Raw genomic sequence first — 13,947 nt, forward strand, 5'->3', positions numbered from 1 at the left:
TGCCGCCCGGCACCCTGCGCGGACTCCACCTCGTGGTGAAGGACATCGAGGCGGCCCGCGACGAGCTGATCCAGCGCGGCGTCGAGGTCAGCGCGACCGAGGATCTCGGCGGCGTCTTCTACGCCTGGTTCCAGGATCCCGACGGCAACACCTGGGCCCTCCAGCACATGCCCTGGCGGCAGTAGGATTTCCGACAAGATCTGCATCCTCTTGTAGCATATGCTACGAAGGGGTAGACCAGTCGCGTTCGTGGTCGACGGGCCTGTCGTGGCACCATGAAGGCGCGCGCCTGGCCACCCCCACCCGGCGTGTCCCAGTCCGGTCCACCCCACGATCGAGGAGCCCCGCAGCATGGATGCCGTCACCGTCGTTCCGACGCCCGCCAACGAGACCGTGAAGGGGTATGCGCCGGGTTCGGCCGAGCGCGCGAGCCTGGAGGCGAAGCTCAAGGAGTTCACCGCGGCGGGTCCGATCGACCTGACCTGCACGATCGGTGGTGAGCAGAAGCTGGGTGGTGGCGCGCCGATCCAGGTGGTGCAGCCGCACAAGCACTCGCATGTGCTGGGCACGCTCGGGAACGCGACCGAGTCCGACGGGCGTGAGGCGGTGGTGGCGGCGCTGGCGGCGGCGCCGGCGTGGCGGTCGCTGTCGTTCGACGACCGCGCGGCGATCTTCCTGAAGGCGGCCGACCTGCTCGCGGGTCCGTGGCGCGACACGCTGAACGCGGCCACCATGCTGGGTCAGTCCAAGACGATCCAGCAGGCCGAGATCGACGCGGCGTGTGAGCTGATCGACTTCCTGCGGTTCAACGTGGCGTTCGCGCGGCAGATCGTCAGCGACCAGCCGATCTCGTCGCCGGGGGTGTGGAACCGGGTCGACTACCGGCCGCTGGAAGGGTTCGTCTACGCGATCACGCCGTTCAACTTCACCGCGATCGCCGGGAACCTGCCGACCGCGCCGGCGTTGATGGGCAACACGGTGGTGTGGAAGCCGTCGCCGACGCAGCAGTTCGCGGCGCATTGGACGATGCGGTTGTTCGAGGCCGCGGGTCTGCCGGCCGGCGTGATCAACCTGGTCACCGGTGACGGCCTCGAGGTGAGCAAGGCCGCGCTGACCCACCCGGACCTGGCCGGCATCCATTTCACCGGCTCCACGAAGACGTTCCAGTCGCTGTGGGGCACGGTCGGCACGAACATCGCGGCGTACAGGACCTACCCGCGGCTGGTCGGCGAGACCGGCGGCAAGGACTTCATCCTGGCGCACCCGTCGGCGGACCCGGCGGTGCTGAAGACCGCGATGGTGCGCGGCGCGTTCGAGTACCAGGGCCAGAAGTGCTCGGCCGCGTCCCGGGCGTACGTCGCGCGCTCGGTGTGGGACCGGATCCGTGACGATCTGGTCGCGGAGACCGAGTCGCTGACGATGGGTGACGTCACCGACTTGTCGAACTTCATCGGTGCGGTGATCGACGACCGCGCGTTCGCCAAGCACAAGGCGGCGCTGGATCGGGCCCGGCAGACCGACGCGGTCGAGGTCGTTGCCGGTGGCACCTATGACGACAGCGAGGGGTACTTCGTCCGCCCGACGCTGCTGGTGTCCGACGACCCGACCGACGAGATCTTCACCACCGAGTACTTCGGCCCGATCCTCGGCGTGCACGTGTACGACGACGCCGACTACGACACCGTGATGCGGCAGATGGAGCACTCGGCGCCCTACGGGCTGACCGGCGCGGTGATCGCGCAGGACCGGCACGCGGTGGCCGAGGCGGCCGACTACCTGCGGTTCGCGGCGGGGAACTTCTATGTGAACGACAAGCCGACCGGTGCGGTTGTCGGGCAGCAGCCGTTCGGTGGTGCTCGGGCATCGGGGACGAACGACAAGGCCGGGTCGATGTGGAACCTGATCCGGTGGGCCTCGCCGCGGTCGATGAAGGAGACCTTCGCGCCGCCGACGGACTACCGCTACCCGCACCAGGGCTGAGAAAAGGAAAAGAAGGAAGAGGGTCGGGCGGCTCGCACCAGGACTGGAAGATGAGGGGTCAGGTCTCGCACCAGGGCTGACCCTGGGAGGGGTCGGGGATGTCCCGGGAATCGGTGTTCGGTGGGAGTAGTCAGAGCCTGCCGCGTCGTTTCCCGGGTATGCATGAGACCGATCTGCACCTCGAGCCCAACGAAGCCTCCGACCTGTGCCGCGTGTTCGGCGCGGACGTGCTGCAGCGGCACGGCTGGGACCGGGCGTTCGTCACCGTCCTGGACGAGGCGACCGCCGAGGACGCGCCGGCGCTGCTCGTGCACGCCGCCGGGGCGCCGCTCGACGAGGGCTGGTCGGCGCAGCGGATCCTCACGGACGCGGGCCTGAACGCGGGGAAGACCGAGGACGCCGAAGCGTGCGCCTCGCGGGGCGGGTACGTGTACCTGGTCGGCTCGCAGTTCGGAAAGAAGGCCGGACCGCTGTCCGTCAAGCGCTCGTGGATCGCGCGGGTCAGCGAGGGGTCGCTCGAGGCGAGCCTCACCGGCGGCCGCGCGGAGCTGGAGATCGTCCGGTTCCGGTTCGGGCTGCACCGGGCGATCAACGATGCCCTGGCCGGCGTCGAGCTGATCCCGGTCGGCCCGCTCGGGCAGCAGGCGTACGTCGAGACGACCATCGCCCGGGGTGAGCTCAAGGCGAAGAGCTGGAACGGGACCATCCGTCCGACCGACCACCCGATCAACATCGAGGCGGCCGAGTTCCGCGCGAACGGCAACCTCCTCCTGGGTCTGCGCTACCCGGTGACCGCCGACGGGCACCCGGTGCTGGTCGAGCTCGAGAACGTCGACGAGTTGTTCGACGACCCGAACGCCGTACCGCGCTGTGGCAACGTGTGGATCCTCGGCGACGTCGGCAGTGTCGAGGCGCCGGCCGGATTCCGCGGTCTCGACACCCACGGCGGCGATCGGTTCGATGCCGTCATCGGTGATCTCGACGCGTCCGGCAAGTCGGCCACAGTCCTCGCGGACCATCCGGAAGGGGCCTTGGCGGCGTCGGAGCACGTCCGCTTCGCGCTGCCGTCGGACGCCGGCGGTGTCGTCGGCAGCAAGGTCGTCCACCACTTCGGCGACATCCGCCGGGTCGAAGGCGTCGCCGTCGACCACGAGGGCCACGCCCACTACGTCATCGACGAGGAAGGTCACGTCGCCCTCCGCACCCTCGTCTTCGACTAGGCCGGACCTGCCGGACTCGCCTTCTAGACGGCCAGGCCGCGGCGGACGGTGATGTAGAAGGTGGTCAGGTCGTCGATCAGGGCCTCGACCTGCTTGTGGTTGGTGAGGTCCGCGTCCAGGAGCCAGTCCGAGATCAGGTCGAACATGCCGCCGACCAGGCCGATGGCGACGCTGTGCCGGACCGCTCGCTGCTCGTCGGCCTGTGGACCGTCGTACCGGTCCCAGAGCTGGACGAGGAAGCCGGCCGCCCACCGGCGGTTGGTCCGGCGCTGCCGCTCGACCGCCTCCGAGATGCCGGACGCCATGCCGAACGTGACCCTGGTGATCCGCGGGTCGTCGACCAGCGCGTGCACGAAGGTCGCGAGCAGCCGCGGGGCCTCCTGCCGTTCGTTGCCGGTGGCCTGCGCGGCGGCGCCGGCGACCCGTTCCTCCAGGCGTTCCGACGTCCGCTGCAGCAGCGCGAGGTAGCACTCCTCGCGGCTGCCGAAGAGTTCGTAGAAGCTCTTCGTCCCGATGTACGCCGTACTGCAGATCTGCTCGATCGACGTGCCGAGATAGCCGTTCGCGGCGAAGAGTCTGAGCGCCGCGTCCAGTAGTTGCTCGCGTCGCTCGGCCCGGCGTTGGCCGGCGTCGAGTCCCCGTATGGTTCTGCCCATGCGCCGGACGTTACCCCGCGTGCAGGATTCGTAACCGAGGGAACTGGTTTTGAACACGATCTCTTGTTTGTAACCAGGGATCATGCTCAACTGTGCGTAATATCTGCGTCACTGAACGGTACAACCACGGGGAGCCGTCATGAAAATCCGCCTGCGCCAAGGTCGATATCGTCGGCCACTCCGAAGGCGGCTTCCAGAGCATCTACGGCCCCAAGGTCCGCGGGTACTCCGGCCAAGTGGGCAAGGTGATCGCCCTCGCGCCGCCGACGCACGGTACGACGTTCGGCGGTCTCGTCAGCGTGGGTGACTACCTCGGTCTCGGCCCGCTCGTCGACCAGGTTCTCCAGCAGTTCGGCTGCCCGGCCTGCGACGAGCTGATCGTGGGTGGATCCGCCGTACAGCAGGTGACCGCCGGCCCGATCGCCCAGCCCGGCGTGAAGTACACGGTGATCGCGTCCCGCTTCGACGCGCTCGTCACCCCGCACGAGACGTCGTTCATCCGCGAGCCCGGCGTGACGAACCAGTACGTCCAGGACACCTGCCCGCTCGACCCGGTCGGTCATGTGGGTCTCGCGTTCGACCCGACGGTCGCCCAGCTGGTCGCGAACGCGCTCGACCCAGCGCACGCGAAGCGCGTCGTGTGCGCCTTCGGACCGCCCCTGTAGATCAGGCGGTGCGGTTGAGTTCTTGCAGGGGAGGGTCGACGAGCAGCGCGGATCCACACTTCACGCAGATCCACTCATCGGGCTCGTCGACCAGGTGGTCCGCCGCCTCGATCCGCTCGAACAGCATCACCGTGGCACAGAACACGCAGTACTGCGCATCCTCGCCGATCGGCTCGGAACGCTTCTTCCGCATGACGAGCTCACCTCCGAAGCAACTCTTCCGTTCAGGTTGCCACCGCAGGTGAGCCCATCAGCGCAGCGACACTCAGTTGGTCCAGTCGCGGCCGAGCTCGTGTTCCTTCTGCAGGCCGGAGCGGATCGCGTCGACGACGAACGGCTCGATCTTCCGGCCGATCAGGGGGACGGCGACTTTGACGTCCAGGTCGATCGCCTGGACGGTCTGGCCGCCGCCGGCGGAGATGCTGGCGGTGCCCTTGAGGGTGACCGGGGTGTTGGCGATCTCGCCGGCCACGTCGGCCCGCCGGGAGCCGTCCGCCGCGGCCGGGTGCCAGGTCTCGGTCTGGACCACGGTCAGGGTCTGGCCGACGAACTTCCGGGCGATGTCGGGTACGTCGTCGGACGGCATCTCCCGGCTGACCCGGACGATCGTGTCACCGCCGGACTCGCTCACCTGCACGTCGTACGACAGCGCCTTCGTCTTCTCGCAGGCCTGCTCGCGGAAGGTGGCGTCGGTGACGATCGCGAACACTTCCTCAGGGGTGGCGTCGTACGACGCCGACAGCTTCAGCTCCATGCCGCACATCATGGCATTACCGCTCGGTCACCCAACGCCTCCGCGCCGCGCCGGACCGCCTGCTACCGTGCCTGGGCAAGCGATTGCCAGACGGAGTGAGGACGGATGGGGCTCGCGGAGCGGTGGATGTCGGCCGGCGCGGTCGATCGCGCCGAGGCAGTGGCGTCGGCCCGGCAGCGAGCCGGCGTACCGGATCTGACCGACCGGGAGGTGTGGGGGAGCCGGGATCCCGCCGCGGTGAAGGCGATCCTGGCCGAGGCGGACGCGGATCGCGCCGAGCCCTGGCCGCACACGGTGCTCTCGGACTACGCCCGCTTCTGGCGTGACGGCGCGCGCACGCCGTACGAAACCCCGGCCGGCGAGCTGCGACGCCGTACGTCGACCGCCGTCGTCGCCGCCGCGTTGACCGCCGATCAGGCGTACGTCGACCAGGCCGCCGACGGACTGCTGTTGCTGTGTGAGCAGACCACCTGGTGCTGGGCCGCGCACGAGTCCTTCGCGACCGAGCGACGTGAGGTGCTGGGCGATCCCGATCAGCCCTACCTGGACCTCGGTGCGGCCGAGACCGCGGAGATCCTGGCCTGGGCGGACGTCGTACTCGGTCCCGCGTTGGACGACCGCGTGCCGGGTCTGCGGCGGCGCCTTCGGCGTGAGGTCCGCCGGCGCATCATCGAGCCGTTCCGGATCGACCGGCGGTGGCACTGGCTCGGCCTGACCGGTCACCTGAGCAACTGGAATCCGTGGATCCACGGCCATGTTCTGGCCGCCGCGCTCTTCCTCGAGGACGATCCCGAGGTCCAGCTCGACGTCACCGATCTCGTCATCGACGGGCTCGACCGCTATCTGGGTTCGCTCCCGGCCGACGGCGGGTGTGACGAGGGCTACGCGTACTGGTGGAACGGTCCGGCCCGGCTGGCCCAGGCCCTCGACCTGCTCGACCGCATCACCAACGGCGCCTTCGCCCCATGGACCTGTACGCCGCTCGCCGAGCTGGCTCGTTATCCGCAACGGATGGCCCTGGGCGACGGCTGGTACGTGAACGTGGCCGACGGATCCGCGCGGCCGGATCCGAACCAGCCCTGGCACATCCTGCACCGCTGGGGTCGCCACCACGGCGACACCGAGGTGATGGCCCAGGCCGCCGCACATCGCGACCTCCCCATCGCTCCGGTCGCCGGTCTCGGCCGGGCGCTGCTCGGCTTCACCGACGATGCCTGGTGGGCCGCACCGAAGGCCGATTTGCCGCTCCCGCGATCGACCTATCTCGCCGACCTGCACGCGCTCGTCGTCCGCGAAACGGCCGGCAGCTCAGGTGGACTGACGTTGGCGATCAAGGGCGGCCACAACAACGAGAACCACAACCACAACGACGTCGGGTCGTTCATCGCCGCCCTCGACGGTACGCCGGTGCTCATCGACCTCGGCCAACCGACGTACACCGCCCTCACCTTCTCCGACCGTCGTTACGAGCACTGGGTGGTCCGGAGCGACTGGCACAACGTCCCGGTGCTCAACGGGCGGGACCAGTCGCCCGGTGCGCAGTACCGCGCGACCGACGTCGCGGCGACGGAGAACTCGCTGACCCTCGACCTGGCCCACGCCTATCCCGATGCGTCGCGCTACCGGCGCACGGCGAGGTTGGAGTCCGGCGCGATCACGATCGCGGATGAGTGGGACGGCACCGCTGAACTGCACTTCGTCATCGCGGGTACGCCGGTCGCCCACGAGCCCGGCCTGCTCCGGGTCAAGACGCTGGCCGGCGGACACGTCGACCTCGCCTGGAACGCCGGGACCGGAGCTCTGGAGGCGCGAGCCGTCGACGACAAGCTCCTGGAAGGTGTCTGGGGACCGACCGTCCATCGCCTGGTGATCACGCCCGAGGCCAACTCCTTCCAGCTGAGCCTCCGTCCGAGTTGATCCACGACCAGACGGCCGGGCTCAAGGTGCTGCGTTGAGCAGGCCGAGAGCGAACTGTTACCGGGCCGCGGACACCCGGGTGCGGTCGGCCGGGGCGAGGGCGGGGTCGCGGGCGTCGCAGTGCTTGTTGCAGATCGTTGCCTGGGTGGACGTGGGGGCCGGGGCGCTGTGACGTCAAGACGTCAGCAGGGCCAGCAGGATCCCGAAGGTGAACAGCACGGTGGAGGCGATCGCCACCCGTCGGCCGCGGTTGTTGCGGCGCCGGATGGCGGTGCGGTCGACGGTGGTGGCGCACGGGTCGAAGCCCAGCGCGTCGGCGGGGGCGAGCACTCCGCCCAGGCGGGCGAGCTTGGTCTGCCGCGATGCCTGCGTGGTCGCTTCCTGGACGACGCGGCGCCGCATGAACTCGCGCGGATCAGCGGGTAGTCGCGGATCGGCGGGCAGGCTCACGGCCGGCGGGAGTGCGCGTTGCACCACGGCGTGCGCCGCGGCGACCCGCCGCGCCCGGCTGATCGAAGGCGGGAGGATCAGGTAGGCGAGGTGGACCAGCGCGGCATAGTCGTCGAGCAGCAGCGCCTCGACCTGCGGTTCCTCCCGCGTGGGCCCCTGAATCGGTCCCGGGACAAGCGGCGTCTCGACCGTGGCGGACATGCAACTCCTCGTTTCGGCGTACCCAAGGTCCAACGACCGAATCCCTGACCGGTCACGGACGCGTCGGTCAAGTGCCTCCTCGAGGCACGTTGGCACGTCCAGCGGCGCCCCAGACGCCCGCTGGCGGCGTTGTCGTCGTCGCGAGATGCTCCGCATCGCGCTCCTCCTCCGCCTTGCCAGCGAACGACTGGACCACCGCTGGCCGCACCACCGTGCCTCGAAGAGGCACTACCCTCGGCCTCATGGGCACTGAGGACGGGGTTGTGGGGCGGTGGGACGGGGTTGACGTCCACTTCGGGGAGGAGGGCGGGCGGCTCACGTACGGGAGTTACCTGCGGCTGGGGGAGCTCCTCGACCAGCAGCGGCTGGAGTCGGATCCGCCGGCGCACGACGAGCTGCTGTTCATCACGATCCACCAGGTGTACGAGCTGTGGTTCAAGCAGGTCCTGCACGAGATGAGCGCGTCCCGCGACGCGATGCTGGCCGGTGAGCTCTGGCTGGCCCAGCATCTGCTCGGCCGCGTGCACACCATCGAGCGCACGCTGACCCAGCAGGTCGACATCCTCGAGACGATGACCCCGCAGGACTTCGGGGAGTTCCGGCACCGGTTGTCACCGGCGAGCGGGTTCCAGTCGGTGCAGTTCCGCGAGATCGAGTTCCTGTCCGGCGCCAAGGACCCGTCCTTCGTACGGCGCTTCCGCGGGCTGACCGACGCCGAGAAGGATCGCCTCGGCCGCCGCCTCGAGGAACCGACCCTCTGGGACGCCTTCCTCGTCGTCCTGCAGAAAGCCGGCTTCGACACCGACACCGAGGACTCCATCCGCGACGCCCTCCGCAAGGTCGCCGGCGACCGCGGCCACTACGCCGCCATCTGGGAACTCGCCGAAGCCCTCCTCCAGCACGACGAACTCGCCGCTGCCTGGCGCGCCCGCCACGTCGTCATGGTCGAACGCATGATCGGCACCAAACCAGGCACCGGCGGCTCCTCCGGCGCCGGCTACCTCCGCAGCCGCCTCGACCTCCGGTACTACCCGTTGCTCTGGGATCTCCGTACGACCCTCTAGCCCGCCGAGCGGCCCGCCACGCTGGGCGCTAGTGTCACGACGCACGGTCGCGGGCACTGGACGGTCCGGCGAAGGGACGTGGTGTGAAGCTCTACTCCAATGTTGGGACGCAGCGGTTCGGGCAGGTTGTGGGGGACCTGCTGCTGGTGGGCTGGGTCTGGGTGTGTGTCGAGCTCGGCCTGCTGGTGTACCGGATCACGAATGCGCTGGGGACGCCGGGCCGGAAGGCGGCCGAGGCAGGGGACGGGCTGGCGGGGGATCTGCGGAGGTTGTCAGAGCCGATCGGAAAGGTTCCTGTGGTGGGGGACCAACTGCAGTCGCCGGTTGATGGGGCTGCTGGAGCGGCGGGGAAGCTGGCGCAGGCGGGGCGGGATCAGGCGCATGCGGTGGAGCAACTGGCGTATGTGCTCGCGGGGGTGACGATCGGGTTGCCTGTGCTGTTCGCGGTGCTGATCTGGTTGCCGCGGCGGATCAGGTTCTCCCGGCGGGCGACTGCTGCGCAGAAGTTCATCGACAACGCGGCTGACCTGGATCTGTTCGCGTTGCGTGCGATGGCCAACCAGCCGATGCACAAACTCGCGAAGATCTCCGACGACCCGGTCGCGGCCTGGCGTGAGGGTGACAGCGCGGTGATCGCCGAACTGGCCGACCTGGAGTTGCGCACCACCGGACTGAGGGCGCCCCGGACCCTCACCGCTCAGCAACCCTCTCCTGACACCCCGTGAGCCTCCTGGTGTGAGGGCGTCCCGACCAGGCTGAAGCTACTCTCAACCACATGGCGCGGGTTTTGCTGGTTGAGGACGATGACGTGATTCGGGGGTCGTTGGGGAAGTCTCTGACGGCGGCCGGGCATGTTGTCACGGCGGTTGCGGCCGGCGCCGACGGAGTGGCGATGGTGGCGCGGGAGCGGCCGGAGGTGCTGCTGCTGGATCTTGGCCTGCCGGATCTGGACGGGCGGGACGTGCTGGCCATGGTCCGGGCGGTCAGTGATGTCCCGGTGATCGTGGCGACGGCTCGTGATGATGACGCGAGTGTGGTGAAGCTGCTGGACGCCGGCGCTGACGACTATGTGATCAAACCGTTCAGCTCGGCCCAGATCGACGCCCGGATTCGCGCGGTGCTGCGCCGCCTCGGGCAGGACCAGCAAGGCGAGTCGATGGTCGACCTCGGTGCGCTCCGGATCGACCCGCGGAGTCGTGAGGTGACCGTCGATGGCAGCCCGGTCGACCTGACTCGTAAGGAGTTCGATCTCCTGCTCGCCCTGTCACGCCGGCCGGGTGCCGTGGTCAGCAAGCGTGAGTTGCTGGCCGAGGTCTGGGGGCTGCCGTGGGGTGGTGGCGACCGGACCGTCGACGTCCACTTGTCCTGGTTGCGGCGCAAGCTCGGTGAGACGGCGGCCGAGCCGCGGTTCCTGCACAGTGTCCGCGGTGTCGGGATCAAACTCGCAGCACCAGAAGGCGGCTGACGATGCGGCGCCGGATCCTGTTGCTCTCGGTCGGCATGACCGCGCTGGTCGTGCTGGCGTTCGCCGTACCGCTGATCATCCTGTTGCGCAGTACGACGGCCAACGACGCGAAGGACCAGGCGCGGTACCGGGCCGAGACGGTCGCGTACTACGTCGGCGACAGGGATCACACGGCGGACGACATCACGGCGTACATCCAGGACGTCGGCAAGGACTGGTCGGGGACGATCTCGGTCCGGATGCCCGACGGCTCGACGCTCGGCAACCCGCCGCCCGGTGGCGTCCCGGCGCCGAAGCCGGTGCCCGCGGAGTACGACGACAGCGACGACGACAACCAGAAGGGCCCGCCGAAGGTCGGCGACGCCGACTACCGCCCGGTCGGCGGCGGGATGGCGGTCGACGTCAGCGTCGACACTCCAACCGGCCCGGCCTCGGTCTGCCTGTACCTGACCGCCGACGAGCTGTACGCCGGCCTCGTCCCGCGCGTACTCATCCTGATCGGGGGCAGCCTCCTCGTCCTTCTGCTCAGCATCCTCGGCGCCGAACTCGTCTCCCGCCGCCTCGCCCGCCCGCTGGAAGAGACGGCCGGTACGGCGGAACGCCTGGCGCAAGGGGATATGGAGGCGCGAGCCCCGACCACCGGCCCGGCCGAGGTGGCCAAGGTCGGTGCCGCGCTGAACGGTCTCGCCGACCGCATCGACGAGGTGATCGCGGTCGAACGCGAGGCGGTCGCCGACCTGTCCCATCGACTCCGTACGCCGTTGACGGCGCTCCGGCTCCAGGTCGAGGCACTGCCCGACCGGGAACGCGCCGAAGAGCTCAACACCCAGGTCACCAGCCTGGAACGAACCCTGACCGCGGTGATCAGCGCCGCCCGCCGGCCGCAGCGCGAGGGCCGGGTCCCGCACTGCGACGCGGTCGAGGTGACCCGCAACCGGGCCGCGTTCTGGGAACCGCTCTTCGAGGACCAGGGCCGTGAACTCACGCTCGACCTGCCGACCCCGCCCGCGATGGTCCGCTCGTCCGCGGAGGATCTCGCCGCCGCAGTGGACGCCCTCGTCGAGAACGTCGTCGCCCACACGCCCGACGGCACCTCGGCCCGGATCACGCTGACCCGCGAGCAGAACGGCGTACGCATCGTCGTCGCCGACAAGGGCCCGGGCATCCCGCTCGGGGCCGGCGAGCGCGGCCGTAGCGACCGCGGCTCGACCGGACTCGGGCTCGACATCGCCCGCCGCTGCGCCGAGGCGGCCGGCGGCGAGCTGACCATCCACCGCAACGAGGTCGTGCTGACGCTCAGATCTTCGACGGGTGTGTAGCCAGCGGCGTCACGTGGATCGTCATGTAGGGAAAGAGCGGCAGACTCGACAACACGTCGTGCAGCTCGTCGTTCGACGTCACGTCGAAGACGCTGAAGTTCGCGTACTCACCGGCGATCCGCCACAGCTGCGGCCAGACACCCAGCTCCTGCAGCTCGATCGCGCGGGCCTTCTCCCGACTCACCAAGGCATCCCTGACCCCGGGGTCCAGGTCGGGTGGGAGGTGGACGTCCATGCGAACGTGGAAGAGCATCAGGACTCCCGGGTCAGGTGTGGCCGGCGGAGCGCCGCGACGGCGTCCAGGTCGAGCTCGACCCCCAGCCCCGGGCCGTCCGGCAGTTGCAACTCACCATCGACGTAGTGCAGCGGTGTGCGGAGGATCTCTTCGGCGAACAGCAGCGGGCCGAAGAGCTCGCTGCCCCACGTGACACCAGGCGCCGCACAGGCCAGCTGCAACGAGGCAGCAGTGCCGATTCCGGTTTCGATCGAGGTGCCGCCGTGGCACGGGATGCCGGCCGCGGCAGCGATCGCCACGATGTCCCGGGAACGACGGAGTCCACCGACCTTCGTCGTCTTCATCGACCACACATCGGCCGCGCGCAACGACACCAAGCGCAGTGCGTCGACCGGCGTGCGCAGACTCTCGTCCGCCATCACCGCGATCGGCAGCAGCCGGTTGAGTTCGGCCAGCGCCTCGACCTGCTCACCCGGCACCGGTTGCTCGACGAGCTCGACCCCGGCGGCGGCCAGCCGGGGCAGATAGGTCCTGGCCGTGAGGAAATCCCAACGGGCGTTGAGATCCACGCGCACCCCGGCCGACCCGACCAGCTTCTCGGCGATCGCACAGATCCGGCGGGTGTCCTCCTCCGGATCGAGCGCACCCATCTTCAATTTGAAGGTCTTGTGCTCACTGGACCGGAGTTTGGTCAGCGCCTCCTCGACGACGACCTCCTCGGGATCCGCCCCGAGCGCCCACGTCACGTCGATCGACGTACGAGCGAGACCGCCGAGGAGCACGTGCACCGGCACGCCCAAGGACCGCGCCCACGCGTCGTGCAAGGCGACCTCGACCGCCGTCTTCGCGTACAGGTTGGCGTTGACGTGATCCGAGATGTCCTGCCAGACCTCGGCAATGCGATCCACCCGGCGCCCCGGCAGCAGCGGGGCGACGTACGTGTCGAGGGTGACCTTCATCGACTCGACCGACTCGCCGCCCCACCACGGGCCGCCCGGAACCACGCCCTCACCCACCCCCACGACGCCGTCGCGAGTGTGGACGAAGGCCAGCAGCACCGGCTGGGCGGCCATCGTGACGCGGGCGAACCGATGTGGCCGCCGAAGGGGTACGTCGATGATGACCGTCTCCAGCCGGTCGATGGTGAGATCCATCAGTTCGGCTCGAGCTCGAAGTCGTACGACGCCCGCCGTACGCCGGAACCGTCGTCGACCGGGTCGAGGATCAGCTCGGGCTTGGTGGCCTCGGCGACATCGGACTCGAGCCACTCGCCACCGGCGAAGTACAGCTGGGTGGTGATGGTGCGATGCCCGTCGGCCCGCACCATCAGGTGCAGGTGGGCCGGCCGCCACGGGTGCCACCCGGCCGCCTCGATCAGCTTGCCGGTCGGCCCGTCGGTCGGGATCTGGTACGGCGCCGGCTGCACGGTCCGGATCTCGAAGCGGCCCTCACCGTCGGTCTCCACCACCCCGCGCAGATTGCCGTCCGGCAGCTGCGGGGCGAAGCCCGAGTAGTAGCCGTCGGCATCGGCATGCCAGATGTCCACCTCGGCACCGGCCAGCGGCGTCCCGTCGAGATCGCGGACCTGACCGGAGAACACCAACGGCGTGCCCTTCTCGTCCTCCCGGTGCGGCAACTCGCACGACGACGCCAGCCGCACCTGGTCCGGGAGGTAGTACGGCCCTTCGATCGTTCCCTTCGTGCCGCGTTGCGACGAGGCCGCGACCTCCTCGACGACGTGTTCCACGAACACGTCCATGAACAACGGCCACTCGCCACCCTCACCGACCGCCATCAGCCACGCCTTGGCGGCCTGGAACTCCGGGTAAGTGACCTGGTTGTCCCGGATCGCCGCATGCACACCTTGCAGCACGGCGGTCACGACCGCACTGACCCGCTCCGGCGAGGCACCGGCGTCGGCCAGCCGCTTGGTCTTGAAGTTCTGGCTCGCGTTCGCGCCCGAGCCCGCGGCGGTCGGGGAATCCTGCACAGTAGTCATGATGCTCTCCAGGTCTTGCGGG

At 69.4% G+C, this 13,947-nt stretch carries 16 protein-coding genes; 9 read left to right on the forward strand and 7 right to left on the reverse strand.

The window, feature by feature from the left end; genetic code table 11:
• The 3 genes from ACZ6O0_RS15045 to ACZ6O0_RS15055 all read left to right on the forward strand — a co-directional run.
• Nucleotides 1–185 (forward strand): VOC family protein (locus ACZ6O0_RS15045; protein WP_465765444.1); only part of this gene is annotated, 185 nt, incomplete at its 5' end.
• Nucleotides 186–351: 166 nt separating this feature from the next.
• Nucleotides 352–1,980, forward strand: coding sequence for an L-glutamate gamma-semialdehyde dehydrogenase (gene pruA, locus ACZ6O0_RS15050; RefSeq protein ID WP_465765445.1), 1,629 nt, complete (start codon nucleotides 352–354; stop codon nucleotides 1,978–1,980).
• 158 nt (nucleotides 1,981–2,138) lie between these two features.
• Nucleotides 2,139–3,200 (forward strand): hypothetical protein, encoded by a 1,062-nt coding sequence (locus tag ACZ6O0_RS15055; RefSeq protein ID WP_465765446.1) that lies wholly within the window; start codon nucleotides 2,139–2,141, stop codon nucleotides 3,198–3,200.
• Nucleotides 3,201–3,223: 23 nt separating this feature from the next.
• Here ACZ6O0_RS15055 and ACZ6O0_RS15060 read toward each other — a convergent pair whose 3' ends face one another.
• Complete coding sequence (locus tag ACZ6O0_RS15060) at nucleotides 3,224–3,856, reverse strand: TetR/AcrR family transcriptional regulator (RefSeq protein ID WP_465765447.1); 633 nt, start codon at nucleotides 3,854–3,856, stop codon at nucleotides 3,224–3,226.
• A 236-nt stretch (nucleotides 3,857–4,092) separates the two neighbouring features.
• On the opposite strand from ACZ6O0_RS15060, the gene ACZ6O0_RS15065 reads away from it, so the two are divergent.
• Complete coding sequence (locus tag ACZ6O0_RS15065; RefSeq protein WP_465765448.1) at nucleotides 4,093–4,521, forward strand: hypothetical protein; 429 nt, start codon at nucleotides 4,093–4,095, stop codon at nucleotides 4,519–4,521.
• Between the two features lies 1 nt (nucleotide 4,522).
• Here ACZ6O0_RS15065 and ACZ6O0_RS15070 read toward each other — a convergent pair whose 3' ends face one another.
• Both ACZ6O0_RS15070 and ACZ6O0_RS15075 read right to left on the reverse strand, forming a co-directional pair.
• Nucleotides 4,523–4,714: a hypothetical protein gene (locus ACZ6O0_RS15070; RefSeq protein WP_465765449.1), complete on the reverse strand. Its 192-nt coding sequence runs from the start codon at nucleotides 4,712–4,714 to the stop codon at nucleotides 4,523–4,525.
• Nucleotides 4,715–4,786: 72 nt separating this feature from the next.
• Nucleotides 4,787–5,275 (reverse strand): DUF2505 domain-containing protein, encoded by a 489-nt coding sequence (locus ACZ6O0_RS15075; RefSeq protein ID WP_465765450.1) that lies wholly within the window; start codon nucleotides 5,273–5,275, stop codon nucleotides 4,787–4,789.
• 105 nt (nucleotides 5,276–5,380) lie between these two features.
• Here ACZ6O0_RS15075 and ACZ6O0_RS15080 point away from each other — a divergent pair, with 105 nt between their 5' ends.
• A complete protein-coding gene (locus ACZ6O0_RS15080) occupies nucleotides 5,381–7,192 on the forward strand; it encodes a heparinase (protein ID WP_465765451.1) in 1,812 nt (603 codons plus the stop codon).
• 174 nt (nucleotides 7,193–7,366) lie between these two features.
• Here the strand turns inward: ACZ6O0_RS15080 and ACZ6O0_RS15085 are convergent, their stop codons facing one another.
• Nucleotides 7,367–7,843, reverse strand: coding sequence for a hypothetical protein (locus tag ACZ6O0_RS15085; protein WP_465765452.1), 477 nt, complete (start codon nucleotides 7,841–7,843; stop codon nucleotides 7,367–7,369).
• Between the two features lie 242 nt (nucleotides 7,844–8,085).
• Here ACZ6O0_RS15085 and ACZ6O0_RS15090 point away from each other — a divergent pair, with 242 nt between their 5' ends.
• The 4 genes from ACZ6O0_RS15090 to ACZ6O0_RS15105 all read left to right on the forward strand — a co-directional run bounded on the left by ACZ6O0_RS15090 (nucleotide 8,086) and on the right by ACZ6O0_RS15105 (nucleotide 11,691).
• Nucleotides 8,086–8,907 (forward strand): tryptophan 2,3-dioxygenase, encoded by an 822-nt coding sequence (locus ACZ6O0_RS15090; protein WP_465765453.1) that lies wholly within the window; start codon nucleotides 8,086–8,088, stop codon nucleotides 8,905–8,907.
• Nucleotides 8,908–8,990: 83 nt separating this feature from the next.
• Entirely contained in the window at nucleotides 8,991–9,632 is a 642-nt protein-coding gene (locus tag ACZ6O0_RS15095) for a hypothetical protein (protein ID WP_465765454.1), read from the forward strand.
• Between the two features lie 50 nt (nucleotides 9,633–9,682).
• Nucleotides 9,683–10,372: a response regulator transcription factor gene (locus ACZ6O0_RS15100; protein WP_465765455.1), complete on the forward strand. Its 690-nt coding sequence runs from the start codon at nucleotides 9,683–9,685 to the stop codon at nucleotides 10,370–10,372.
• A 2-nt stretch (nucleotides 10,373–10,374) separates the two neighbouring features.
• Entirely contained in the window at nucleotides 10,375–11,691 is a 1,317-nt protein-coding gene (locus tag ACZ6O0_RS15105; protein ID WP_465765456.1) for a sensor histidine kinase, read from the forward strand.
• On the opposite strand, the gene catC is transcribed toward ACZ6O0_RS15105, so the two are convergent.
• Genes catC through catA form a run of 3 tightly spaced genes read right to left on the reverse strand, consistent with a single transcriptional unit; the run spans nucleotide 11,669 to nucleotide 13,925 of the window.
• Nucleotides 11,669–11,944, reverse strand: coding sequence for a muconolactone Delta-isomerase (gene catC / locus ACZ6O0_RS15110; RefSeq protein ID WP_465765457.1), 276 nt, complete (start codon nucleotides 11,942–11,944; stop codon nucleotides 11,669–11,671). The two genes, ACZ6O0_RS15105 and catC, sit on opposite strands and share 23 nt — an antisense overlap.
• Complete coding sequence (locus ACZ6O0_RS15115; protein ID WP_465765458.1) at nucleotides 11,944–13,080, reverse strand: muconate/chloromuconate family cycloisomerase; 1,137 nt, start codon at nucleotides 13,078–13,080, stop codon at nucleotides 11,944–11,946. The genes catC and ACZ6O0_RS15115 overlap by 1 nt, the downstream gene beginning before the upstream one ends.
• Nucleotides 13,080–13,925 carry a catechol 1,2-dioxygenase gene (catA, locus tag ACZ6O0_RS15120; RefSeq protein ID WP_465765459.1) on the reverse strand — a complete coding sequence of 282 codons (846 nt, stop codon included), beginning with the start codon at nucleotides 13,923–13,925 and terminating at the stop codon, nucleotides 13,080–13,082. Before catA ends, ACZ6O0_RS15115 begins: the two co-directional genes overlap by 1 nt.
• Nucleotides 13,926–13,947 lie beyond the last annotated feature (22 nt).

It is taken from the genome of Kribbella sp. NPDC048837, from assembly GCF_055586945.1.

What these genes read in the sequence shown, in the direction of transcription:
- ACZ6O0_RS15090 (WP_465765453.1), top strand. Translation starts at nt 8,086, where the DNA reads ATGGGCACTGAGGACGGGGTTGTGGGGCGGTGGGACGGGGTTGACGTC.
- ACZ6O0_RS15085 (WP_465765452.1), bottom strand. Translation starts at nt 7,843, where the DNA reads ATGTCCGCCACGGTCGAGACGCCGCTTGTCCCGGGACCGATTCAGGGG.
- ACZ6O0_RS15055 (WP_465765446.1), top strand. Translation starts at nt 2,139, where the DNA reads ATGCATGAGACCGATCTGCACCTCGAGCCCAACGAAGCCTCCGACCTG.
- ACZ6O0_RS15070 (WP_465765449.1), bottom strand. Translation starts at nt 4,714, where the DNA reads ATGCGGAAGAAGCGTTCCGAGCCGATCGGCGAGGATGCGCAGTACTGC.
- ACZ6O0_RS15075 (WP_465765450.1), bottom strand. Translation starts at nt 5,275, where the DNA reads ATGGAGCTGAAGCTGTCGGCGTCGTACGACGCCACCCCTGAGGAAGTG.
- catC (WP_465765457.1), bottom strand. Translation starts at nt 11,944, where the DNA reads ATGCTCTTCCACGTTCGCATGGACGTCCACCTCCCACCCGACCTGGAC.
- catA (WP_465765459.1), bottom strand. Translation starts at nt 13,925, where the DNA reads ATGACTACTGTGCAGGATTCCCCGACCGCCGCGGGCTCGGGCGCGAAC.
- ACZ6O0_RS15100 (WP_465765455.1), top strand. Translation starts at nt 9,683, where the DNA reads ATGGCGCGGGTTTTGCTGGTTGAGGACGATGACGTGATTCGGGGGTCG.
- ACZ6O0_RS15060 (WP_465765447.1), bottom strand. Translation starts at nt 3,856, where the DNA reads ATGGGCAGAACCATACGGGGACTCGACGCCGGCCAACGCCGGGCCGAG.
- ACZ6O0_RS15105 (WP_465765456.1), top strand. Translation starts at nt 10,375, where the DNA reads ATGCGGCGCCGGATCCTGTTGCTCTCGGTCGGCATGACCGCGCTGGTC.
- pruA (WP_465765445.1), top strand. Translation starts at nt 352, where the DNA reads ATGGATGCCGTCACCGTCGTTCCGACGCCCGCCAACGAGACCGTGAAG.
- ACZ6O0_RS15080 (WP_465765451.1), top strand. Translation starts at nt 5,381, where the DNA reads ATGGGGCTCGCGGAGCGGTGGATGTCGGCCGGCGCGGTCGATCGCGCC.
- ACZ6O0_RS15115 (WP_465765458.1), bottom strand. Translation starts at nt 13,080, where the DNA reads ATGGATCTCACCATCGACCGGCTGGAGACGGTCATCATCGACGTACCC.